Raw genomic sequence first — 23,966 nt, forward strand, 5'->3', positions numbered from 1 at the left:
GTTGAGTTTGTGTCTTCGGTTGCCGGCCCCAGTGCACTCGCCCTTTTGAGGGTGGGGTGATGGGTGGTTGGTCGTTGTTTGAGAACTGCACAGTGGACGCGAGCATCTGTGGCCAAGTTTTTAAGGGCGCACGGTGGATGCCTTGGCACCAGGAACCGATGAAGGACGTGGGAGGCCACGATAGTCCCCGGGGAGCCGTCAACCAGGCTTTGATCCGGGGGTTTCCGAATGGGGAAACCCGGCAGTCGTCATGGGCTGTCACCCATGCCTGAACACATAGGGCATGTGGAGGGAACGAGGGGAAGTGAAACATCTCAGTACCCTCAGGAAGAGAAAACAACCGTGATTCCGGGAGTAGTGGCGAGCGAAACCGGATGAGGCCAAACCGTATGTGTGTGATACCCGGCAGGGGTTGCGCATGCGGGGTTGTGGGATTGCACTTCAACAGTCTGCCGGCTGTTGGGCAAGTCAGAAACCGTTGGTGTAGGCGAAGGACATGCGAAAGGTCCGGCGTAGAGGGTAAGACCCCCGTAGCTGAAACATCAACGGCTTGCTTGTGTGACTCCCAAGTAGCACGGGGCCCGAGAAATCCCGTGTGAATCTGGCGGGACCACCCGCTAAGCCTAAATATTCCCTGGTGACCGATAGCGGATAGTACCGTGAGGGAATGGTGAAAAGTACCGCGGGAGCGGAGTGAAATAGTACCTGAAACCGTGTGCCTACAAGCCGTGGGAGCGTCGCTCATATTCTTCGGAATGTGGGTCGTGACTGCGTGCCTTTTGAAGAATGAGCCTGCGAGTTAGCGGTGTGTAGCGAGGTTAACCCGTGTGGGGAAGCCGTAGCGAAAGCGAGTCCTAATAGGGCGTTTGAGTTGCACGCTCTAGACCCGAAGCGGAGTGATCTAGCCATGGGCAGGTTGAAGCGGCTGTAAGAGGTCGTGGAGGACCGAACCCACCAGGGTTGAAAACCTGGGGGATGACCTGTGGTTAGGGGTGAAAGGCCAATCAAACTCCGTGATAGCTGGTTCTCCCCGAAATGCATTTAGGTGCAGCGTCGTGTGTTTCTTGCCGGAGGTAGAGCACTGGATAGGCGATGGGCCCTACCGGGTTACTGACCTTAGCCAAACTCCGAATGCCGGTAAGTGAGAGCGCGGCAGTGAGACTGTGGGGGATAAGCTCCATGGTCGAGAGGGAAACAGCCCAGAGCATCGACTAAGGCCCCTAAGCGTACGCTAAGTGGAAAAGGATGTGGAGTCGCAGAGACAACCAGGAGGTTGGCTTAGAAGCAGCCATCCTTGAAAGAGTGCGTAATAGCTCACTGGTCAAGTGATTCCGCGCCGACAATGTAGCGGGGCTCAAGCGTACCGCCGAAGTCGTGTCATTTCAGCAATAGGGCCAACGCCCGCTGGGATGGGTAGGGGAGCGTCGTGTGCCGGGTGAAGCAGCCGCGGAAGCGAGTTGTGGACGGTTCACGAGTGAGAATGCAGGCATGAGTAGCGATACACACGTGAGAAACGTGTGCGCCGATTGACTAAGGGTTCCTGGGTCAAGCTGATCTGCCCAGGGTAAGTCGGGACCTAAGGCGAGGCCGACAGGCGTAGTCGATGGACAACCGGTTGATATTCCGGTACCCGCTTTGAAACGCCCAATACTGAATCCTCTGATGCTAAGGCCGTGAAGCCGTCCTGGAGCCTTCGGGCAAAGGGAAGTGGTGGAGCCGCTGAACCAAGGTGGTAGTAGGTAAGCGATGGGGTGACGCAGGAAGGTAGTCCAGCCCGGGCGGTGGTTGTCCCGGGGTAAGGGTGTAGCCCGTCATCCAGGTAAATCCGGATGGCACATGGGGTGAGACCTGATGCCGAGCCGATTGTGGTGAAGTGGATGATCCTATGCTGTCGAGAAAAGCCTCTAGCGAGTTTCATGGCGGCCCGTACCCTAAACCGACTCAGGTGGTCAGGTAGAGAATACCGAGGCGTTCGGGTGAACTATGGTTAAGGAACTCGGCAAAATGCCCCCGTAACTTCGGGAGAAGGGGGGCCATTCCTGGTGATCTGTTTTACACAGTGAGCTGGGGGTGGCCGCAGAGACCAGCGAGAAGCGACTGTTTACTAAAAACACAGGTCCGTGCGAAGCCGTAAGGCGATGTATACGGACTGACGCCTGCCCGGTGCTGGAACGTTAAGGGGACCGGTTAGTGATCTTTCGGGGTTGCGAAGCTGAGAACTTAAGCGCCAGTAAACGGCGGTGGTAACTATAACCATCCTAAGGTAGCGAAATTCCTTGTCGGGTAAGTTCCGACCTGCACGAATGGCGTAACGACTTCTCGACTGTCTCAACCATAGGCCCGGTGAAATTGCACTACGAGTAAAGATGCTCGTTTCGCGCAGAAGGACGGAAAGACCCCGGGACCTTTACTACAGTTTGATATTGGTGTTCGGTTCGGCTTGTGTAGGATAGGTGGGAGACTTTGAAGCGGCCACGCCAGTGGTTGTGGAGTCGTCGTTGAAATACCACTCTGGTCGTGCTGGATGTCTAACCTCGGTCCGTGATCCGGATCAGGGACAGTGTCTGATGGGTAGTTTAACTGGGGCGGTTGCCTCCTAAAGAGTAACGGAGGCGCCCAAAGGTTCCCTCAGCCTGGTTGGCAATCAGGTGTTGAGTGTAAGTGCACAAGGGAGCTTGACTGTGAGACCGACGGGTCGAGCAGGGACGAAAGTCGGGACTAGTGATCCGGCAGTGGCTTGTGGAAGCGCTGTCGCTCAACGGATAAAAGGTACCCCGGGGATAACAGGCTGATCTTCCCCAAGAGTCCATATCGACGGGATGGTTTGGCACCTCGATGTCGGCTCGTCGCATCCTGGGGCTGGAGTCGGTCCCAAGGGTTGGGCTGTTCGCCCATTAAAGCGGTACGCGAGCTGGGTTTAGAACGTCGTGAGACAGTTCGGTCCCTATCCTCTGCGCGCGTAGGAATATTGAGAAGGGCTGTCCCTAGTACGAGAGGACCGGGACGGACGAACCTCTGGTGTGCCAGTTGTCCTGCCAAGGGCATGGCTGGTTGGCTACGTTCGGAAAGGATAACCGCTGAAAGCATCTAAGCGGGAAGCCTGCTTCGAGATGAGTATTCCCACCCCCTTTGAGGGGTTAAGGCTCCCAGTAGACGACTGGGTTGATAGGCCAGATGTGGAAGCCCGGTAACGGGTGGAGCTGACTGGTACTAATAGGCCGAGGGCTTGTCCTCAGTTGCTCGCGTCCACTGTGTTAGTTCTGAAATAACGAACGACCGTGTTGTATCCGGTGTTGGTTAATTTCATAGTGTTTCGGTGGTCATTGCGTTAGGGAAACGCCCGGTTACATTCCGAACCCGGAAGCTAAGCCTTTCAGCGCCGATGGTACTGCAGGGGGGACCCTGTGGGAGAGTAGGACGCCGCCGAACAATTTTTAGCCTCAGTCCCGGACCGTTATGGTCCGGGACTGAGGCATTTTTGCGTTTATGGTCAGGGTATGCGCTACGACCTGGTCATCTTCGACAACGACGGCGTCCTTGTGGACAGTGAGCCGATCTCCAACACCATCCTCGCGGGATACCTGACCGAGCTCGGGCATCCCACCTCGTACGACGAGTCCCTCCGTGACTACATGGGTGCCGCCGTGCACCGGGTGCACGACACCATCCTGGAGCGGAGCGGGCAGCGGCTCCCCGACGACTTCGACGAGACGCTGCACGCCCGTGTCTTCGCCGCCTTCGAGACCGAGCTGCAGCCGGTCGACGGGGTGGCCGACGTACTCGCCGAACTGGTCGCCCAGGGCGTGCCGTACTGCGTGGCGTCCTCCGGTACCCACGAGCGGATCCGGGTCGGCCACCGGGCCACCGGACTCGACGAGTGGTTCGAGGACGAGTGGATCTTCAGCGTGCAGGACGTCGGGCGGGGGAAGCCGGCGCCGGACCTCTTCTTCCACGCCGCCCAGCAGATGGGTGTGGCGCCCGAGCGGTGCGTCGTCATCGAGGACAGCCCGCTCGGGGTGGCCGCCGCGCACGCCGCGGGGATGGACGTGTACGGATTTACGGCGATGACTCCCGCCGAACGCCTCGCCGGGGCGAACGGTTTCTTCTCGCGTATGTCGGAGCTGCCGCAACTCCTCGCCTGATCCATCTACCCACGGGTAGGCGAGGGGCCTACTGTGCCGCCATGACGACAGATGTTCGCCTGCGGCACGGCCGGGCCTCTCTTGGGTTCAGCTTCTTCGCGCAGGGCGCCGCGTTCGCGCTCCTGGTGACGCGGATCCCCGCCATCCAGGACCGCTACGGGATATCCGACGGCCTGCTTCCCGTCTTCCTCGCCGCGGTGCCGGTCCTCGCCGGTGTCAGCAGCGTCGCCACCGAGCAGCTCGTGAAGCGGGTGCGGCCCTCCACCGTGCTGCGCTGGGCGCAGCCCGTGGTGCTGCTGGCCCTGCTCGGCGCCGCGGCCGGCACCGAGCTGTGGCAGGCCTCTGTCGCACTCGGGGTGTTCGGGCTCGGTGTGGGTGCGCTGGACGCCTCCATGAACATGCTGGGGGTGAGCCTCCAGCGGGCGTACGGGCGGAGCATCATGCTCGGGTTCCACGCCGCGTACAGCCTCGGCGGGATCGCCGGCGCCTCGCTCGCCTGGGCCGGGGCGCACTGGCATCTGTCGCTGTTCACCTCCTACTGGCCGGTCGCGGTGGTGCTGTTGCCGCTCTGCCTGGTGGGAAGCCGCTGGTACGCGGACGCGCGGGAGCCGGACCTCCGGGCCGGGGCCGCGGAGGCGGCGGACGGTGAGGGGAGCTCCGGTGGCTCCGTGGTGTTCCGCATGCTGCTGCCGCTCTGCCTGGTGATGGCCTTCGCGTACATCGGTGACTCGACGGTCTCCAACTGGAGCGCCAAATACCTCCAGGACGTGCTGGGGAGCTCGGAGCAGCTCTCCACCGTCCCGTACAACGTGTACATGGTCACCACGCTCCTCGGCCGGACGGTCGGGGACTTCGGGGTGCGGCGCTTCGGGGCGGTGGCCGTGGTGCGGTTCGGGTCGGTCGTCGCGGCTGTCGGGTTCGGTGTGGTGGCCGCCGCGAACGGTCCCTGGGTGGGGATGCTCGGGTTCACCCTGCTCGGCTTCGGGCTCTGTGTGATCGTGCCGCAGACCTTCGCGGCCGCCGGGCGGCTGTTCCCCCGTGCCTCCGACGCGGCCATCGCGCGGCTCAACATCTTCAACTACGTGGGGTTCCTCGTCGGCTCGCCGCTGGTGGGCGCGATCGGTGACGCCTGGAACTACCGGGGGGCGATGCTGGTCCCGATGGTGCTCGTACTGGCGACCCTGGTGTACGCCCGTTCGTTCGGGCACGGCGACGCCCGATACGGTGTCGGGCATGAGCGGCCGCGGACTGTTGATGTGGGACGAAGCAGTAACGAAGTATGACTTCGGCCCCGGCCATCCGATGGATCCGGTGCGGCTCGCACTGACCATGGGGCTGGTCCGGGCGTACGGCCTGGACAGCGCGGTCGATGTGGTCTCCGCGCGGCCCGCGGGGGAGTCGACCCTGCGGCTCGTGCACCGGGCGGACTACCTGGACGCGGTGCGGGCGGCATCGGCCGATCCGGCGTCGGCGGACGTCTCGTACGGCCTGGGCACCGCCGACGACCCGGCCTTCGCCGGGATGCACGAGGTCTCGGCGCTCATCGCGGGGCAGTCGGTCGGCGCGGCCGAGGCGGTGTGGCGTGGTGACACGGACCACGCGGTGAACTTCACGGGCGGGCTGCACCACGCGATGCCGGGTGCGGCCTCCGGGTTCTGCATCTACAACGACGCTGCCCTGGCGATCGCCCGGCTGCTCGAACTCGGGGCGGAGCGGGTCGCGTACGTCGATGTGGACGTGCACCACGGGGACGGGGTGCAGGAGGCGTTCCGGGACGATCCGCGGGTCCTGACGGTCTCGCTGCACGAGCACCCCCGGACGCTCTTTCCCGGTACGGGTTTCCCGACCGAGACGGGCGAGGGCGCGGGGGAGGGGACGGCGGTGAACCTTCCGCTGCCGGCCGGGACCGGGGACGCCGGGTGGCTGCGGGCGTTCCACGCGGTGGTGCCGGAGCTGCTCGCCGACTTCCGCCCGCAGGTGCTGGTGTCGCAGCACGGCGCCGACACGCACTTCGAGGACCCGCTGGCGCATCTGGCGGTCTCGCTGGACGCGCAGCGCGCGGTCCAGGCCGCCTGCCACGAGCTGGCGCACGAGTACGCGGACGGCGGGCGGTGGGTGGCGCTGGGCGGGGGCGGCTACGCGGTGGCTGACGTCGTCCCGCGCTCGTGGACGCATCTGGTGGGGATCGCCGCACATGCCGAGATCGCCCCTGAGTCGGTGATCCCGCCGTCCTGGCGCGACGAGGTGTACGCGCGGACCCGGGGGGTGGCGCCCGCGCGGATGACGGACGGGCGGTGGCCGGTGGACTGGCGCTCGTGGGACCAGGGGTACGACCCGGCGGACCGGCTGGACCAGGCGGTCCTGGCCACCCGGCGTGCGGTGTTCCCGCTGCGGGGGATGCTGGCGTAGGGCTCCTGCCGGGCGGCGGGACCGGCGGCCCGGCACCGGGGTGGCCGGGCGGAGCCGGGGTGTTAGGCCAACTGTGCCGCATATCGGGGGTTCGGGCCCGCGCCGGCGGCCAGTGCGGCACGATCGGCAGGGTGTTGACCACCGGCGCCCTCCGCGCGCATCTGCTGGCGGCCGGACTGGCCGGGCCCGTGGCCACCTCTCGCGAGGTGAACCTGCGCAGTTACCGTCTCTTCGCGGCGCGCGATCCGCGGGTGACGCTCGGCATCCACTCCGAACGTGTGTGGGACGAGCGGGAGTTGCTGGGTCTCATGGCCGAGCGATGTGGGGTGTCCGGCGATCCGGACCATGTGTCGGGTCCTGACGCGATCGACCCGGAGCGGACGGTGGCCGCGCTCGACGCGTTCGCCGCGCGGCTCGGCGAGGCTGTGGCGCGGGGGGCCGGTGTGCTGTTCGGGACCGGTCATCCGCACCGGCTGCTCGGTTTCTACGCCGCGCTGGCAGACGCCTTGTCGGCGGCCGGCTGTACTGTCCTCACCCCGGCGGAGGGCCGCAGTGTCGACATAACGACCCGGTTCGGCGTACGTACGCACCGGCTGGAGTACGTACGGGGAGTCGCGCTGATGCGCGAACCCGGCGCGCGGCCGACGGGGAGTGAGCCGGGCGCACACACGCATTCCCCGCTGCCGGTGCGGGTGGCGCTGGAGGCCGCCGCGGGGGGCTCGTACGGGCTTCCGGGGCTGGTCGTCGGTGATCACGGGTGGGTCTGCGGTGCAGGTCAGCTGGGCGTCGAGGCCATCGGCCTGGCGGACACCGACGACCCGGCACTCTTCGTGGGTGAGGCGGAGGGCCGGGTCTCCGTCGCCGTCCCGCTCGACGATGCCGTGCGCCCTGACTTCTACCGGCCGCTTACGCGCTATGTGCTCAATCGGGCGCTTCTGTCCCAGTAGGGAAGGGGCCGTTGCTCCTCTTCCCCACTCGTATCACCCGCACCTAGTCTGGTGGGTGAGCGCGCCACGACGAAGAGTCACCGGAAGGGGAAGCCGGTGCCCCGTCGGGCGCGGAAGGTTCAGGTGGGTCATGGCTGCTGGGAGTGAGAGGCCTCTCAACGAGGTCAGGTTCCTGACCGTGGCGGAAGTCGCCTCGGTGATGCGAGTGTCCAAGATGACCGTGTACCGGCTGGTGCACAGCGGTCATCTGCCGGCGATCAGGGTGGGCAGGTCCTTCCGGGTCCCGGAGCAAGCAGTGCACGCGTACCTTCGCGAGTCCTTTGTGGGGGTTCAGACCGCCTAGCGGAGCCGGGCGGTTCCCCTCGGATTACGTCCCTCACTCGGTGGCAGGTAGGCTAGGCCGACGTAGGTCGTGTGGGCCCAGACGCCCCGCACCGAGTGAAGAGAAGTGAGCGAGGGTAGTCGTGGGCTCTGTTATCAAGAAGCGGCGCAAGCGGATGGCTAAGAAGAAGCACCGCAAGCTGCTCAAGCGCACCCGCGTTCAGCGTCGCAACAAGAAGTAAGCGGCAGCTGTACGTGGTTCTGAGGCCCTCCCACCAGCATGGTGGGAGGGCCTCTGCGCGTTCCTGCGGGTAGATTTCCGATGACTTCCCGGAGCGCATCAGCAGCACAGCGCGGAAACGAGCCGCTACCGTGGCCCGTACGGGAGTCCGAATGGGAAGGCGCTGATCTTGGGCAAGGTCGTGCTCGTCACCGGAGTGGCCCGGCAGCTCGGGGGCAGGCTCGTGCGCCGCGTCCTGCGGGACGCCGAGGTGGACCGGGTGATCGCGGTGGACATCGTGGAGCCCGCGCACGGACTCGGTGAGGCCGTCTTCGTACGGGCGGACATCCGCCAGCCCGCCATCGCCCGGGTGCTCGCCGAGTACGACGTCGACACCGTCGTGCACATGGATGTCACGGGGACCCCGCTGGGCACCGGAGGCCGGACGACGGTCAAGGAGAACAACGTCATCGGCACCATGCAGCTGCTCGGCGCCTGTCAGAAGTCGCCGACCGTCCAGCGCCTGGTGGTCAAGTCCAGCACCAGTGTGTACGGGTCGGCGCCCCGCGATCCGGCTGTCTTCACCGAGACGACGCCCCCGAAGTCCCTGCCGAGCGGTGGCTTCGCGAAGGACGCGGTCGAGGTCGAGGGCTACGTCAGGGGCTTCGCCCGGCGCAGACCCGATGTGGCGGTCTGTGTGCTCCGCTTCGCCAACATCCTCGGACCCAGCACGGATTACCCGCTCGCCGAGTATCTGTCGCTGCCCGTGCTGCCGACCGTGTTCGGCTACGACCCCCGGCTCCAGTTCGTGCATGAGGACGACGTCATCGACGTCCTGCGTCTCGCGCTGGGCGAACCGCCGCGCGGGACGCTCAACAGCGGCACCTTCAACATCGCGGGCGATGGTGTGCTGCTGCTCTCGCAGTGTTCGCGCCGGCTCGGCCGGCCGACGGTTCCGGTGCTGCTGCCCGCGGTGAACTGGGTCGGTTCCGCCCTGCGGACCGTCGGAGTGACCGACTTCTCACCGGAGCAGATCCGGCTCCTCACCCATGGCCGGGTCGTCAGCACGACCCAGATGCGCGAGACGCTCGGATTCGAGCCGAGGTACTCGACGGCCGAGACCTTCGAGGACTTCGCGCTCAGCCGTGGGGACGGCCTGCTGCCGCCGCGTGCGCTGGCGCGCACGGTCGACCGGGTCGCCGCCTTCGTCGAGTCCGTCGGCCCGGCCGGGCCCGCCGCTGCCCGGCCCGTGAACCCCGCCCACTCCGCGAGCAAGGAGCGCATCTGACATGGCCGATGCCAAGGTCATCCCCTTCGGCGACGACCCGAGAGCGAGGCGGACCAGAAGCGGCAAGGCCGCCAAGCGGTCCGGCACACGCGGCAGGGCGGCCGCGGGGCCTCTCGCGCCCGTACCGGAGCAGCAGGGCGGGCCTGAGCCCTCGGCGCAGGCCGGGCCGGCAGAGGCGGCCGGCCGGGCCGGGGCGCCGGGTGTACCCCCCGTCCAGGATCCGGCCGGCCGTGCGGAGGCCACCGGTGGGGAGTGGGACCGGCGGATCGCCGGCGGGCTGGCCTTTCTGCGGCGGCGGATCACCGGTGAGTACGACGTCGACGAGTTCGGCTACGACCAGGAGCTCACCGACCAGGTGCTGATGTCGGCGGTGCGGCCGCTGTACGAGAAGTACTTCCGTGTCGAGGTGAAGGGCGTCGAGAACATCCCGTCGGACGGCGGGGCGCTCGTCGTCGCCAACCACTCGGGGACGCTGCCGCTCGACGGGCTGATGCTCCAGGTCGCCGTGCACGACCACCACCCGGCGGAGCGCCACCTGCGGCTGCTCGCCGCGGATCTGGTCTTCATGCTGCCGGTCGTCAACGAGCTGGCCAGGAAGGCCGGGCACACGCTGGCCTGTGCGGAGGACGCCGAGCGGCTGCTCCAGCGCGGTGAGGTCGTCGGGGTGATGCCCGAGGGGTTCAAGGGGCTCGGGAAGCCGTTCTCCGACCGGTACAAGCTCCAGCGGTTCGGGCGGGGCGGCTTCGTGTCGACCGCGCTGCGGGCCGGGGTGCCGATCGTGCCGTGCTCGATCGTCGGGGCGGAGGAGATCTACCCGATGATCGGCAACGCGAAGACGGTGGCGCGTCTGCTGGGCTTCCCGTACTTCCCGGTGACGCCGACGTTTCCGTGGCTCGGCCCGCTGGGCCTGGTGCCGCTGCCGACGAAGTGGACCATCCAGTTCGGTGAGCCGATCCTGACGGACGGGTTCCCCGAGGAGGCCGCCGAGGACCCGATGCTGATGTTCAACCTGACGGACCAGGTGCGGGAGCAGATCCAGCACACGCTGTACAAACTGCTGGTGCAGCGGCGGTCGGTCTTCTTCTGAGCGGTACGCCGGCTGTGCCGGACGCGGACGAAGGTGCCGGACGGACGAAGGCGCCGGACGATGAAGGTGCGTACGGACGAAGGTGCCGGACCCGTGATGTTCCGGGTCCGGCACCTTCGTCCGTGATGCTGCTGTTCTCGGTCCTGCTCCAGCTCCTACTGCGCGTCCTCGCCGCTGATGCCGAGGCCCGGGAGCAGGCCGGGGAGGAGCGGCGGGAGGGTGACGTCCGGTGCGGGCTTGCTGCCCTCGCCGGACCCGCCTGCGCCCTCGGACGAGGAGGACGAACCGCCGGTGCTCTTCGGCGGGCCGAGGAGACCGCCGGTGTTGCCGCCGATCAGGCCCTGGTCGGCCCTGCCGCTCTCCGAACCGGAGGGCTTCGGCCGTGCGCTGTCCTTGCTGCTGTGGTGGGGCGCGGCCGAGGTGGGGCCGGGACGATCGGTTCCGGGTGTGCCCGGCCTGGAGGCGTCCGGCCCGGGGGTACGGGCGGTGCCGGGGGTGCGTGGCAGTTGTGACTGGAGCGGGCTGACCTCCTGGTCTATGGCGTCGAAGACCGAGTTGACCTGGTTGCCCACGTCGCTGAGCTGGACGGGCAGCCGTCCCCGGAGCTTGCTCCAGGCCTCCCGGTGCGAGCGGGAGAACGAGGAGAGCGTCTGGATCGGGCCGAGTGAGCCGTTCCTCGCGTACGCCTCGTGCAGCAGCCGGTGACCTTCTCCGGCGTCGTGGTTCATGCCGTTCAGCGCGCGTCTGACTTCGCCCAGTTGCTCGTGGTCGAGCCGGCCCGCCCGGTCGCGCTCCATGAGGCGGCGTGCCTCCTGGAGACGGGTGGAAGCCTGGTCGAGGAAGATCTCGCCCCGGGCGGCATCGTCGTTCGCCATTCCCAGTTTGAGATCTTCCATGCCACGCTTCAGCCCGTACAGCGAGTCACCGGGGAGGGCGTCGGAGCTGGCAGCCGCGACGCCGCTGAAGGCTCCGGCCGCGACGCCGACGGTGAGTCCGCCCGCAGCGAGGCCCTTCGACCAGCGGGAGCGGGGGCGCAATTTCCGGAGCGGGGACGCCCGGTGGGCGCCTCGACCGGTCCGCTGTTCGGGCACCTGAGGGCCCTCGGACACACCTCCCCCCGCGAGCATCGTCTCCATGGCGGCGACGAGCTGGGCTCGCTGCACCACTTTGACCTCAGGATCCAGCTGCGGTTTCGGTAGCTCTTCGAGACCGGTCACCAGGGCAAACAACTGCCCTGATGTGTCCGGTTCGGTGGGAGCTTCGGGCTGGTCGGCCGCCGAGCCCTGGAGTGTCTGCTCCTCCAGGGCCTGGGCGAAGGCGTTCGCCCGCCGGTGTGCCGAAACTTGTCCGATCACTGGCGGCACCTCCTCTCGTCATGACGATCGACTCCCCTCGGGGTCCGGAAGGTTGCCCACCTTGAGTGCTTCCACTCGATCGGGTGAGTACCTGCGGGCGTGGCTTGACCACAGGGAGCCTGCATCCGACTCAACGAGCCGCACAGCACTTGGGTTACGGACGAAGGATGATCGGACCGCAGTGTCATGAGCCGGTTACCGAAGGTGAGTTGCGATCAGCGTGCGTCATCGGGGAGGAGTCGTGCCAGCGTGCGCACGGCGCGGTACTGGAGCGTCTTGATGGCGCCCTCGTTCTTCCCCATGGCCCGCGCCGTCTCGGCCACCGAGAGCCCTTGCAGGAAGCGCAGGGTCACGCACTCCTGCTGCTGTGGGTTGAGCTTCCGTACGGCTTCGAGCAGGGCGGCGTTGGAGAGGGACTCCAGGACGGAGTCCTCCGGGCTGCGCTCGACCTCGTTGGCGTCGAGCATTTCGCCGGTGGTCACTTCCAGCCGGAAACGGCTGGACTTGAAGTGGTCCGCGACCAGGTTCCGGGCGATGGTGACCAGCCAGGCGCCGAAGTCGCGCCCCTGCCAGGTGAAGGTGGAGATACGGCGCAGAGCGCGCAGGAAGGTCTCACTGGTGAGATCCTCCGCCGTCGCCTTCCCGCCGACGCGGTAGTAGATGTAGCGGTAGACCGTGTCGCTGTACTGGTCGTAGAGGCGCCCGAAGGCGTCGGCCTCGCCGGCCTGAGCGCGTTCGACGAGGTCCATCATGCGTGCGCTGTCGCTGTCGGCCGCAGGCCGACGGGTGGTGGACGTGCCGGTGCCGCCACGGCTGCGTCTGCTGACCGCCGCACCGCCCTCGGCGAGGGCATAGCAGGGGCCGGCAGGCGCGGCTGTGGCAAATGCGGGGACGGCGTACGCGGTGGGGACGAAGCCGCGCAGCTGGTCAAGGACCGTTGCGCGCAGCGTAGCCAGGCCCGAGGCGTCAACCCCGACGTGTGGGTACACGGGACTCCCAGAGGCAGAGCTTCCATCACGTGCAGTGCTGGATTGTTCACTCGACGTGATGGCGAGTGAGGTCCGGTATGCGTCTGAGGAGAATAACGCTTCGTACAGGCAGTGCTACACCCAGTTGCTCAAATCATCGATTACGTCGCTTCTCTTACGTCTACGCGTCAGATCAAGTAGCACTTCGTGACCGTTTATTGATCGGATAGCCTCACGATCCGCTTGGTTGGCGGGTCACTTGTGCGCGAGTGCCGCGAGAGGGACTGGCGGCGGGCGGAGGCGGGTAGGAAGTTCGATCCGCCCGCGCTCCCGGGAGTGGCGCGACCGCGTGGAGGCGTTGACGTTCCGGTCAGCGGTGGCTGACGCGGGACGTGACGGGGTGTGACGCGGCCGGCGGGACCTGCGTGCGTGGCGTGCGGGTCAGTGGCGGCGGCGGTGCAGGGCGACCGCGGCGGCGGTACCGCCCGCGAGTGCCCCGACCCCGGCCGCGGCCGGGATGCCGACCCTGGCGGCCTTGCGGCCGGTGCGGTAGTCGCGCAGCCGCCACTCGCGCTCGCGGGCGTAACGGGCGAGCTTGGCGTCGGGGTTGATCGCGTACGGGTGGCCGACGAGCGAGAGCATCGGGATGTCGTTGTGCGAGTCGCTGTACGCGGCGCAGCGGGCCAGGTCGAGTCCCTCGGCGCCGGCGAGTGCCCGTACGGCTTCCGCCTTCGCCGGCCCGTGCAGCGGCTCGCCGACGAGGCGGCCGGTATAGACACCGTCCATCGACTCCGCCACGGTGCCGAGCGCGCCGGTCAGGCCGAGGCGGCGGGCGATGATCGTCGCGGTCTCCACGGGGGCGGCCGTGACCAGCCAGACTTTCTGGCCGGCGTCCAGGTGGGCCTGGGCGAGGGCACGGGTGCCCGGCCAGATGCGGTCGGCCATGTACTCGTCGTAGATCTCCTCCCCGATCGACATCAGCTCGGAGACCCGGTGGCCCTTGACGATGGAGAGGGCGCTCTCGCGGGCGTCCTGCATGTGCTCGGGGTCCTCGACACCTGCCAGCCGGAACCAGGCCTGCTGCCAGGCGAATCTGGCCAGCTCGCGGCGCTGGAAGAACTGCCGCTTGTACAGGCCCCGGCCGAAGTGGAAGATCGCGGCGCCCTGCATCACGGTGTTGTCGAGGTCGAAGAAGGCGGCGGCCAGGCTGTCCCCTGCGACGGGGAACTCGGGCTCCGCGGCACCTTCTTCGGCGGGTCCGCCGGCTCCGGCCGGTGCCGGCTCCTGCGACGACTTCCGGGCTGCTTCGGCTGCGGCCTCGCCTGCGAGCACGCTGCGTGCTGTCGCCGAGCGCCTGCGGGGGGTGAGCCATCCCAGTGCGGCCATGGTGCGAGCATAGCCAGTTCGCTGCGCGGTTCCTCATCCGAAGGTGTACGGCGGGTATACGGCGGAGTGAACTCCGGCGGACGGAGGCGCCCGGCCGGGCCGCGCGGGGTGGTGGTGCGCCGCGGCCGTGCGGGCGGCGGAGAATGGCGGTATGAGTCCTCTGTTCCGCCGCGGTGCCGGCCGAGGGAATCCCGCCGAGCGGGTCGTCACTCTGGTGGGGAAGCCCGGGTGCCACCTGTGCGACGACGCGCGCGCCGTGGTCTCCGCGGTGTGCGGGGAGACCGGGGCGGTGTGGGAGGAGAAGGACATCACCCAGGACTCCGCGCTCAACGAGGCGTACTGGGAGCAGATTCCCGTGGTGCTCATCGACGGGGAGCAGCACACCTTCTGGCGGGTCGATCCCGGGCGTCTCCGCCGCGCGCTGCACTCCTGAAGGGCCGCGCGGCGGCGGGCGGGGCGCGGCGGCGGGGCCGCACGGGTGGTGGCGCCTGGGCGGCCGGCCGGTCCGCGCGGGGGCTTCCCCGGCAAAAGACAGCTACGATCGTGGGCGATTTGAGCGGTCTCGGGGGCGTAGGCGTGAGGAGTGTGAGCGGTTTTGCCCCCTTTGGGATCCCAACGCACCGGAACGGCCGGCGGTTCCGTCAACGCGCCGCCCGCGTGCGTGACCCCGGTCACTTTGCACGGACAAAACGGACACCATCTTTGTGCACGCGTTCACAAAGACATAGCCTGCATTCGACGGGGCGGTCCTGCTGCATGTGGCCGCCTGCAGCCTCGCTCATCCCGCAGGAGCACCGTGGCAACTGGCCGAACTCACCGACCGGCGACCCGTAGCCGAGGAATTCCCGAGGCCACCGTCGCCCGACTTCCGTTGTATCTCCGCGCCCTCACCGGACTGTCGGAGCGCTCCGTGCCCACGGTCTCGTCCGAGGAGCTCGCCGCTGCCGCCGGGGTCAACTCCGCGAAGCTGCGCAAGGACTTCTCCTACCTGGGCTCGTACGGGACCAGGGGCGTCGGGTACGACGTCGAATACCTCGTGTACCAGATCTCGCGTGAGCTGGGTCTCACCCAGGACTGGCCGGTCGTCATCGTCGGTATCGGTAACCTCGGCGCCGCGCTCGCCAACTACGGCGGGTTCGCCTCGCGTGGATTCCGGGTCGCCGCGCTGATAGACGCCGACCCCGCCATGGCCGGGAAGCCGGTGGCCGGGATCCCTGTCCAGCACAGCGACGACCTTGAGAAGATCATCTCGGACAACGGTGTCTCCATCGGCGTCATCGCCACCCCGGCGGGTGCGGCGCAGCCGGTCTGTGAGCGGCTCGTCGCCGCCGGTGTCACCTCGATCCTGAACTTCGCCCCCACCGTGCTTTCGGTGCCCGAAGGCGTCGACGTGCGCAAGGTGGACCTCTCCATCGAGCTGCAGATCCTGGCCTTCCACGAGCAGCGGAAGGCCGGTGAGGGGGCGCTCGCCGATCCCGACACCGATGCGCCCCCGGTGCGGGGCGCCGCGCACGCGGCCAGTGCCGCCGCCGCGCACACCGTCAGCGCGCGCACCGCCCACGCCGACCGGAAGGGACCCGACGGGGACATGCCCGCCGTGATGCCGGCATGAGTCTTCTGGTCGTCGGAGTCAGCCACCGCAGTGCGCCCGTCAGCGTGCTGGAGCGGGCCGCGCTCTCCGCTGATGCGCAGGCCAAGCTGTTGCAGGACACCCTGGCCGCCGAGCCGGCCGCCGAGGCCGCGACGCTTGCCACCTGCAACCGCATCGAGCTGTACGCCGACGTGGACAAGTTCCACGCGGGTGTCGCCGAGCTGTCGACGCTCCTCGCCCAGCACTGCGGCGTCGGGCTCGAAGAGCTCACCCCTTATCTCTATGTGCACTACGAGGACCGGGCCGTCCACCACCTCTTCTCGGTGGCGTGCGGGCTGGACTCCATGGTCGTGGGCGAGGGCCAGATCCTCGGCCAGATCAAGGACGCGCTCGCGCTCGGCCAGGAACTGCACACCGCCGGGCGGCTGTTGAACGATCTGTTCCAGCAGGCCTTGCGGGTCGGCAAGCGCGCGCACAGTGAGACCGGCATCGACCGGGCCGGGCAGTCGGTCGTCACCTTCGGCCTCGAACAGCTCGCCGGCGGCACCGATGTGGCGGGCTGGGCCCGGGGCAAGCGCGCGCTGGTGATCGGTGCGGGCTCCATGTCCTCGCTGGCCGCCGCGACGCTGGCCCGCGCCGGCGCGGGGGAGATCGTCGTCGCCAACCGGACGCAGGCGCGTGCGGAGCGGCTCGCGGAGATCCTCGGCGGTGCCGGCGTGAGCGCGAGTGCCGTCCCGATGGACGCCGTCGACCGTGAGCTGGCCCGCGCCGACCTCGTCGTCTCCTGTACGGGGGCGACCGGCCTCGTGCTGTCCGCCGAGTCCGTGGCCCGCGCGCTCGGCGAGGAGTTCACCCCCGACTTCACCGCGGCCCCGGCCGTGGACCCGGTCCCCGACGTGCCCGCCGACGCCACGGCGGCCACCGCGGCCGCCCGCGCCGTCGACGCGCTGGAGCAGCACGGCGCCTGGGCCGGCACCGCAGGTCCCGCGCCGCGGTCCGTGCGCCGGCGCCCCGCCGGTGACGGTGTGCCGCCGCGGCTGGCCCTGCTCGACCTGGCCATGCCGCGCGATATCGACGCCGCTGTCCACCGCATCGGCGGGGTGCGCCTGGTCGACATCGAGTCGCTGGCCGACGCGTCCGCGGACGCGCCGATGGCCGCCGATGTCGACGCCGTACGGACCATCGTCTCGGACGAGGTCGCCGCGTTCGGTGCCGCCCAGCGGGCCGCCCACATCACCCCGACCGTCGTGGCCCTGCGCACCATGGCCGCAGGCATCGTCGCCGGTGAGATCGCGCGGCTCGACGGGCGCCTCCCCGACCTGGACGACAAGGAGCGCGCGGAGATCTCGCAGACCGTGCGCCGTGTCGTCGACAAGCTCCTGCACGCGCCCACCGTGCGGGTCAAGCAGCTCGCGAGCGAGCCCGGCGGCGCCGGGTACGCGGACGCGCTGCGGGAACTCTTCGACCTCGACCCGTTGACGGTCGCGGCCGTCAGCAGGGCCGATCTGACCGACCTGAGCAACACAGACGTCAAGAACCGAGGGCGGGCATGACCAATGCCTTGAGGCTGGGGACCAGGCGCAGCAAGCTCGCCATGGCGCAGTCGGGACAAATCGCCGAGGCGGTGCGGCAGATCACCGGTCGCCCCGTGGAACTCGTCGAGATCACCACGTACGGGGACACCTCCCGCGAGCACCTCGCGCAGATCGGCGGGACCGGTGTGTTCGTCACCGCTCTGCGCGATGCGCTGGTGAGCGGTGAGGTCGACTTCGCCGTGCACTCGCTGAAGGACCTGCCGACCGCTGAGCCGGACGGCCTGGTGCTGGCCGCGATCCCGGTCCGTGAGGACCCCAGGGATGTGCTGGTCGCGCGGGACGGGCTGACCTTCGAGCAGCTGCCGGACGGTGCGCGGGTGGGCACCGGCTCGCCGCGCCGGATGGCGCAGCTCAACGCGTACGCCCGTAACCACGGGCTGCGCATCGAGACCGTGCCGATCCGCGGCAACATCGACACCCGCATCGGATTCGTCCGCAGCGGGGAGCTGGACGCGGTGGTTCTCGCCGCCGCCGGGCTCCACCGTGTCGGCAGGGCCGGCGAAGTGACCGAGTACCTGCCGGTCGACATCATCTTGCCCGCCCCCGGCCAGGGGGCCCTGGCGGTCGAGTGCGCGGCATCCCGTGCCGATCTCGTCGCCCAGCTCGCCGAGCTCGACGACCCGTACACCCGGGCCGCCGTGACCGCCGAGCGATCCCTGCTCGCCGCCTTGGAGGCCGGTTGCAGTGCGCCTGTGGGCGCACTGGCCGACGTCCTGGCCGACGGGCAGGCTGTTACCGAGATGCGCCTGCGTGGTGTCGTCGGCTCGACCGACGGCTCCTCGCTGGTGCAGTTGTCCACCACCGGTCCCGTACCCACGTCGCACGAAGGCACCGAGGCGCTCGGACGCGAACTCGCGTCCGAGATGCTGGCCAAGGGTGCGGCCGGTCTTATGGGGGAGCGAGCACGATGAACCCCACCTCGAACCTGCCAGCCGCCATTCCCGCACACGGGCACGTCACCTTCCTCGGTGCCGGACCCGGGGATCCGGGACTTCTCACACTGCGCGCCGTGGAGGCGCTCGCGAGTGCGGACGTACTGATTGCCGAGCCGCATGTGCTCGATGTCGTACGCAGCCATGCGCGGGCGACCGTAAGCACGCCTCAGCTGACGGTTGTTGACGAGGCGTCAACGGCCGCCGGGATCCCGGCCATCCGAGATGCGGGCAATCTTGTCATGGAGGCCGCACGGGGTGGCAGGCGGGTCGTCCGTGCTGTCACCGGTGATCCCGGGCTCGACGGCAACTCGGGCGAGGAGATGCTCGCCTGCGCATCGGCGGGAATCCCGTTCGAGGTCGTCCCCGGTGTCTCGACGGCGGTGGGTGTCTCCGCGTACGCCGGTGTGCCGCTGCGCGACGCGCAGGGTACCGACGTCCGTTTCGTCGACGCCCGCACGGCCTCCGACCGCTGCTGGAGCGAGGTCGGCGCGAGTGACGCGACCGCGGTCGTCTCCACGACGCTCGACACGGTCGGCGCGACCGCCGGTGAGCTGGTCGCGGCGGGCCGCAAGCCCGACACCCCGATGTCCGTCACCGTCGCCGGTACGACCACCCGCCAGCGCACCTGGTCCGCGACGCTCGGCACGGTCGCCCAGGTACTCAAGCAGGCCAAGGTGCTGCCGTCGCCGGACGGTCACCAGCCGGTCATAGCCGTGGTCGGCGAGCGCAGCTCGGCCGCCCGGCGCGACCAGCTGTCGTGGTTCGAGTCGAAGCCGCTCTTCGGGTGGCGGGTGCTCGTTCCGCGTACGAAGGAGCAGTCGGCCTCGCTCTCCGACCAGCTGCGGTCCTACGGCGCTGTGCCGCACGAGGTCCCCACCATCGCGGTGGAACCGCCGCGCACCCCGCAGCAGATGGAGCGCGCGGTCAAGGGCCTGGTCACCGGGCGCTACGAGTGGATCGCCTTCACCAGCGTGAACGCGGTCAAGGCGGTCCGTGAGAAGTTCGAGGAGTACGGGCTCGACGCCCGTGCCTTCGCGGGGATCAAGGTCGCCGCCGTCGGCGAGCAGACCGCGGCCTCGCTGGTCGAGTTCGGCGTCAAGCCGGATCTCGTCCCGAGCGGTGAGCAGTCCGCCGCCGGTCTGCTGGAGGACTGGCCGCCGTACGACCCGGTCTTCGACCCGATCGACCGTGTCTTCCTGCCGCGCGCCGACATCGCCACCGAGACGCTGGTGGCCGGGCTCATCGAGCTGGGCTGGGAGGTCGACGACGTCACCGCCTACCGCACGGTGCGCGCGTCGCCGCCGCCGGCCGACACCCGTGAGGCGATCAAGGGCGGTGGCTTCGACGCGGTCCTCTTCACCTCTTCGAGCACGGTCCGCAACCTCGTGGGGATCGCGGGCAAGCCGCACAACGTGACGGTCATCGCCTGTATCGGACCCGCCACGGCGAAGACGGCGGAGGAGCACGGCCTGCGGGTGGACGTGCTCTCGCCGGAGCCCTCGGTGCACAGACTCGCCGAGGCGCTCGCCGAGTTCGGCGCGCAGCGCCGCGAGGCTGCCAGGGAGGCGGGCGAGGCGGTCACCCGTCCCAGCGAGCGCCGTCCGGGCGGCCGCAGGCGCCGCACCACCTGAGGGGTCTCCGTACGGTCTTCGCCGACCCGTGAAGACCGTACGGAGCGGACCACCGAGCCGCCCGGGGGCCGGGCGGACCGCAGAGGCCGAAGCGAAGAGTTCGAAGAGGTAACTGAGGATGACTGTGTACGGATCTTTCCCCGGCGCCCGTCCGCGGCGGCTGCGCACCACCCCCGCGATGCGGCGCATGGTGGCGGAGACGCGGGTCCACCCGGCCGATCTGATCCTGCCCGCCTTCGTGCGGGAGGGGATCGGGGAGCCGGTGCCGATCACGGCGATGCCGGGCGTGGTCCAGCACACCAGGGACACCCTGCGGAAGGCGGCCGTCGACGCGGTCTCCGCCGGCGTCGCGGGGATCATGCTCTTCGGGGTGCCCGAGGACGCGAAGAAGGACGCCATCGGCACCGCGGGCACGGACCCGGAGGGCATCCTCCAGGTGGCCCTGCGCGATGTGCGCTCCGAGGTCGGCGACGACCTGGTGATCATGTCGGACCTCTGCCTCGACGAGTACACGGACCACGGTCACTGCGGTGTCCTGGACGAGTCGGGCCGCGTCGACAACGACGCCACGCTGGAGCGGTACGCGGAGATGGCGCAGGTCCAGGCCGACGCGGGCGCCCATGTGGTGGCTCCCAGCGGCATGATGGACGGCCAGGTCGGCGTGATCAGGGACGCGCTGGACACCATCGACAAGGAGGACGTGTCGGTGCTCGCCTACACGGCGAAGTACTCGTCCGCCTTCTACGGCCCGTTCCGCGAGGCCGTCGGCTCCTCGCTGCAGGGCGACCGCAAGACGTACCAGCAGGACCCGTCGAACGCGCGGGAGTCGCTGCGTGAGCTGGAGCTGGATCTCGCCGAGGGCGCCGACATGGTGATGGTCAAGCCGGCCGGACCGTATCTGGACATCCTGGCGAAGGTCGCCGATTCGGTGTCGGTGCCGGTGGCCGCGTACCAGATCAGCGGGGAGTACGCGATGATCGAGGCTGCTGCGGAGAAGGGCTGGATCGACCGGGACAAGGCGATCCTGGAGACCCTGACCGGCATCAAGCGGGCGGGCGCGAGCATGATCCTCACCTACTGGGCGACCGAGGTCGCTGGGTGGCTCTGAGCAGTCGCCGTGCAGGACTGACACCGGCTGAGACCGTATGACACCGATGCCCGGGGGCACTGCCCCCGGGCATCAGTGCTCTGTGTCGGAGAGCCGGACGAACCGGTGGCCGGTCGCGAGGAGGCGGGGGACCGCCGTGGCGATGCCCTCCGCGGTGCCGCCCCTGGGCTGGTTCATGTGTCCGATCACGATCGAGCCCGGCCGCGCGGCCGTGACGGTGGTGTGGACCTGCCCGGGTGTGAAGGTCGCGCCGCCGTCGCCGTTGACCGTGAAACTCACCGGGCGTTCGCCCAGGGCGCTCACGATGCGGGACGCCACGTCGTCGTAGTACGCCGTCCCGGACCGGAACCAGCGGGGCGGCCGGCCGAGCAGCCCGGTCAGCTTGGTGTGGTTCTCCGCGACCTCGTCGAAGACCTCGCCCGCGTCGCGCGTGCCGGCAATGCCGTACGCGGAGCGGCCGGAGACCGACAGGGGGCGGTGCCGGGTCCCGTGGTTGGCGATCTCGAAGAGCGGATCGTCCGCCAGCTCACGGAAGACCGCCGGGTGGGTGTCGATCCAGCGGGAGTTGAGGAACAGGGTGGCCGGTACCTTCCTCGCCCGGAGGAAGCCGATCAGGTCCTTGTCGTAACCGCTGCCCCCGGGTCCGCCGCACGCGTCGAAGGTCAGCGCGATGCCGCGGTGCGGACGGGGCAGGGCGGTCAGGACACCCGGGGCGTCGAAGCCCCAGCTGGACGGCAGCGCCGAGCCGTACCGTGCGACCGCCGCCGCGCGGGTCATGGCCGGCGCCGCTTCGGGCCTGGCCCGGCGCCCGGTGCGCGGGTCGCGGGTCGGGGGTTCCACGTCCGACGGGGTGGACGGCGGGTGCGACGCCGACAGCCCCCCGCCCGCGGACCCGGCGTCGCATCCGGCAAGCCCGGCGGCGGCCGCTGCGGCGATGACAGCCCGGCGAGTCAATGGCACGCGCCCCACCCGTCCCGTTTCGTACGGAGATATCCGGCCCCTGTGTGCGAATCGGATCATGCTACGAATCCAGTCGGGCGGGGCGGTCCGACACTCCGGCGGGGCGTCGGCCGCGGGCCGTCCCGTACGGGCGTCAGAGCGCGCCGGGCCGCCCGGAGAGCCGTCAGGGTGCGCCGGGCCGCGTTCCTGGGAGCCGTCAGCGCGCGCCGGGCCCGTTCAGGGGGGGGAGCCGCTCGTGCGCCGGGGTGCCGGATCGCGGGCCGTCCTGGCAGGGCCCCGCTGCCGCGGCGGTCCGCTAGGCGCCCGGGCCCCGCAGTGCCGCACGGCCCGGGCGCCTCCACCCGGATCATCCGGCTCCTCCCCCGGGGGGCGTTTCGACCGGGCATGTTAAGACCCCCGTTCTGGCGGTTACACGTCCGTATGCCCCACCCCGCAGATCGAAAGGGAGACCGATGACGGAGAGCACCCCCGCCACCACCACCGACTCCGGCGCTCCGGTCGAGAGTGACGAGCATTCACTCACGGTCGGCGCGGGCGGTCCGATTCTGCTCCAGGATTCCTACCTGATCGAGCAGATGGCGCAGTTCAACCGGGAGCGGATCCCTGAGCGGCAGCCGCACGCCAAGGGAAGCGGTGCCTTCGGCCACTTCGAGGTGACGAACGACGTCAGTGCCTTCACGAAGGCGGCTGTCTTCCAGCCGGGCACCCGCACGGAGCTGGTCACCCGCTTCTCGACGGTTGCGGGGGAGCGCGGCAGCCCGGACACGTGGCGCGACCCGCGCGGCTTCGCGGTGAAGTTCTACACCAGCGAAGGCAACTACGACATGGTCGGGAACAACACTCCCGTCTTCTTCGTGAAGGACCCGATGAAGTTCCAGCACTTCATCCGGTCCCAGAAGCGCCGTGCCGACAACAACCTCCGCGACCACGACATGCAGTGGGACTTCTGGACGCTGTCGCCGGAGTCCGCGCACCAGGTCACCTGGCTGATGGGCGACCGGGGCATCCCGCGGTCCTGGCGCCACATGAACGGGTACACCTCGCACACCTACATGTGGATCAACGCCCAGGGCGAGCGCTTCTGGGTGAAGTACCACTTCAAGACCGACCAGGGCGTCGAGCACTTCACGCAGCACGAGGCCGACCAGATGGCCGCTGCCGACACGGATTACCACACGCGTGATCTCTTCGAGCACATCCGTGACGGCGAGTACCCCAGCTGGACGCTGTACGTGCAGGTCATGCCGTACGACGACGCCCCCTCGTACCGGTTCAACCCGTTCGACCTGACCAAGGTGTGGCCGCACGCCGACTACCCGCTGGTCGAGGTCGGGCGGATGACCCTGGACCGTAACCCCACGGACAACCACGCCGAGATCGAGCAGGCCGCCTTCCAGCCCAACAACCTGGTCCCGGGTATCGGCCCCAGCCCCGACCGGATGCTCCTCGCGCGGCTGTTCTCCTACGCGGACGCCCACCGGTACCGGATCGGGGCCAACTACCAGCAGCTCCCGGTGAACGCCCCCGTCGCGAAGGTGCACACGTACTCCAAGGACGGAGCGATGGCGTACCGGAAGACCACCGACCCGGTCTACGCCCCGAACTCCAAGGGCGGTCCGGCCGCCGACGCCGAACGGCACGCGCCGCCGAGCTGGCACGCGGACGGGGACATCACCCGGGCCGCGTATGTCGACCACGCGGAGGACGACGACTGGGGGCAGGCCGGCACCATGGTGCGCGAGGTCCTCGACGACGCCGCTCGTGACCGCCTTGTGGACAACGTCGTCGGCCACCTGCTGAACGACGTGAGCGAGCCCGTCCTCACGCGTGCCTTCACCTACTGGTCGAACATCGACAAGACCATCGGTGAGCGCATCGCGAAGGGCGTGCGGGCCAAGGCCGGAGAGAAGGACCCGAAGGCTGCCCAGCAGTCCAATCCGGCCCGGACGAGTATGCAGCACAAGGCCTGACCCCGCTCGTACCGTTGCCGCCGCGACCCTTGCGGATCGCGGCGGCAACACGC

19 protein-coding genes and 2 rRNA genes are annotated in these 23,966 nt (G+C 68.8%); 17 read left to right on the plus strand and 4 right to left on the minus strand.

Features of this window, described 5'->3' with window-relative positions:
- The first annotated feature begins 110 nt into the window (after positions 1-110).
- The 10 genes from OG917_RS19760 (at position 111) to OG917_RS19805 (ending at position 10,414) form a co-directional block, all read left to right on the plus strand.
- Positions 111-3,234, plus strand: a 23S ribosomal RNA gene (locus OG917_RS19760).
- Positions 3,235-3,312: 78 nt separating this feature from the next.
- Positions 3,313-3,429 (plus strand): 5S ribosomal RNA (gene rrf, locus OG917_RS19765).
- Positions 3,430-3,497: 68 nt separating this feature from the next.
- Positions 3,498-4,142, plus strand: coding sequence for an HAD family hydrolase (locus OG917_RS19770; RefSeq protein WP_328318941.1), 645 nt, complete (start codon positions 3,498-3,500; stop codon positions 4,140-4,142).
- Between the two features lie 41 nt (positions 4,143-4,183).
- A complete protein-coding gene (locus tag OG917_RS19775) occupies positions 4,184-5,425 on the plus strand; it encodes an MFS transporter (protein ID WP_328318942.1) in 1,242 nt (413 codons plus the stop codon).
- Entirely contained in the window at positions 5,376-6,551 is a 1,176-nt protein-coding gene (locus OG917_RS19780) for an acetoin utilization protein AcuC (protein WP_328318943.1), read from the plus strand. Before OG917_RS19775 ends, OG917_RS19780 begins: the two co-directional genes overlap by 50 nt.
- Before the next feature lie 131 nt (positions 6,552-6,682).
- The gene (locus OG917_RS19785) at positions 6,683-7,498 is read left to right on the plus strand and encodes a phosphatase (RefSeq protein WP_328318944.1); all 816 of its coding nucleotides are present in this window, start codon (positions 6,683-6,685) and stop codon (positions 7,496-7,498) included.
- Between the two features lie 130 nt (positions 7,499-7,628).
- Positions 7,629-7,841 carry a helix-turn-helix domain-containing protein gene (locus OG917_RS19790; protein ID WP_164266407.1) on the plus strand — a complete coding sequence of 71 codons (213 nt, stop codon included), beginning with the start codon at positions 7,629-7,631 and terminating at the stop codon, positions 7,839-7,841.
- Between the two features lie 121 nt (positions 7,842-7,962).
- Positions 7,963-8,061 carry a 30S ribosomal protein bS22 gene (locus OG917_RS19795; RefSeq protein WP_003948845.1) on the plus strand — a complete coding sequence of 33 codons (99 nt, stop codon included), beginning with the start codon at positions 7,963-7,965 and terminating at the stop codon, positions 8,059-8,061.
- 168 nt (positions 8,062-8,229) lie between these two features.
- Complete coding sequence (locus OG917_RS19800) at positions 8,230-9,327, plus strand: NAD-dependent epimerase/dehydratase family protein (protein WP_328318945.1); 1,098 nt, start codon at positions 8,230-8,232, stop codon at positions 9,325-9,327.
- Position 9,328: 1 nt separating this feature from the next.
- Positions 9,329-10,414: a lysophospholipid acyltransferase family protein gene (locus OG917_RS19805; RefSeq protein ID WP_328318946.1), complete on the plus strand. Its 1,086-nt coding sequence runs from the start codon at positions 9,329-9,331 to the stop codon at positions 10,412-10,414.
- Between the two features lie 155 nt (positions 10,415-10,569).
- On the opposite strand, the gene OG917_RS19810 is transcribed toward OG917_RS19805, so the two are convergent.
- The 3 genes from OG917_RS19810 to OG917_RS19820 all read right to left on the minus strand — a co-directional run bounded on the left by OG917_RS19810 (position 10,570) and on the right by OG917_RS19820 (position 14,123).
- The gene (locus OG917_RS19810; protein ID WP_328318947.1) at positions 10,570-11,769 is read right to left on the minus strand and encodes a DUF5667 domain-containing protein; all 1,200 of its coding nucleotides are present in this window, start codon (positions 11,767-11,769) and stop codon (positions 10,570-10,572) included.
- Positions 11,770-11,984: 215 nt separating this feature from the next.
- Positions 11,985-12,758, minus strand: coding sequence for an ECF subfamily RNA polymerase sigma factor, BldN family (locus OG917_RS19815; RefSeq protein WP_328318948.1), 774 nt, complete (start codon positions 12,756-12,758; stop codon positions 11,985-11,987).
- A 420-nt stretch (positions 12,759-13,178) separates the two neighbouring features.
- A complete protein-coding gene (locus tag OG917_RS19820) occupies positions 13,179-14,123 on the minus strand; it encodes an HAD family hydrolase (RefSeq protein WP_328318949.1) in 945 nt (314 codons plus the stop codon).
- A 151-nt stretch (positions 14,124-14,274) separates the two neighbouring features.
- Between OG917_RS19820 and OG917_RS19825 the strand changes: the two genes are divergently transcribed.
- The 6 genes from OG917_RS19825 (at position 14,275) to hemB (ending at position 20,983) form a co-directional block, all read left to right on the plus strand.
- On the plus strand, positions 14,275-14,556 hold the full coding sequence (locus OG917_RS19825) for a glutaredoxin family protein (protein WP_328318950.1): 282 nt from the start codon (positions 14,275-14,277) through the stop codon (positions 14,554-14,556).
- A 363-nt stretch (positions 14,557-14,919) separates the two neighbouring features.
- Positions 14,920-15,735: a redox-sensing transcriptional repressor Rex gene (locus OG917_RS19830; protein WP_328318951.1), complete on the plus strand. Its 816-nt coding sequence runs from the start codon at positions 14,920-14,922 to the stop codon at positions 15,733-15,735.
- Positions 15,732-17,267, plus strand: a complete 1,536-nt coding sequence (locus tag OG917_RS19835; protein WP_328318952.1) for a glutamyl-tRNA reductase — start codon at positions 15,732-15,734, stop codon at positions 17,265-17,267. The genes OG917_RS19830 and OG917_RS19835 overlap by 4 nt, the downstream gene beginning before the upstream one ends.
- Positions 17,264-18,220 (plus strand): hydroxymethylbilane synthase, encoded by a 957-nt coding sequence (hemC, locus tag OG917_RS19840; protein ID WP_328318953.1) that lies wholly within the window; start codon positions 17,264-17,266, stop codon positions 18,218-18,220. The genes OG917_RS19835 and hemC overlap by 4 nt, the downstream gene beginning before the upstream one ends.
- A complete protein-coding gene (locus OG917_RS19845; protein ID WP_328318954.1) occupies positions 18,217-19,875 on the plus strand; it encodes a bifunctional uroporphyrinogen-III C-methyltransferase/uroporphyrinogen-III synthase in 1,659 nt (552 codons plus the stop codon). The genes hemC and OG917_RS19845 overlap by 4 nt, the downstream gene beginning before the upstream one ends.
- 118 nt (positions 19,876-19,993) lie before the next feature.
- Positions 19,994-20,983, plus strand: a complete 990-nt coding sequence (gene hemB, locus OG917_RS19850; RefSeq protein WP_328318955.1) for a porphobilinogen synthase — start codon at positions 19,994-19,996, stop codon at positions 20,981-20,983.
- 72 nt (positions 20,984-21,055) lie between these two features.
- Here the strand turns inward: hemB and OG917_RS19855 are convergent, their stop codons facing one another.
- Positions 21,056-21,823 (minus strand): polysaccharide deacetylase family protein, encoded by a 768-nt coding sequence (locus tag OG917_RS19855; protein WP_328318956.1) that lies wholly within the window; start codon positions 21,821-21,823, stop codon positions 21,056-21,058.
- Between the two features lie 572 nt (positions 21,824-22,395).
- Here OG917_RS19855 and OG917_RS19860 point away from each other — a divergent pair.
- Positions 22,396-23,913 carry a catalase gene (locus OG917_RS19860; RefSeq protein WP_328318957.1) on the plus strand — a complete coding sequence of 506 codons (1,518 nt, stop codon included), beginning with the start codon at positions 22,396-22,398 and terminating at the stop codon, positions 23,911-23,913.
- Positions 23,914-23,966: the final 53 nt, after the last annotated feature.

It is taken from the genome of Streptomyces sp. NBC_00388 (assembly GCF_036061255.1).
Classification (GTDB): Bacteria; Actinomycetota; Actinomycetes; order Streptomycetales; family Streptomycetaceae; genus Streptomyces.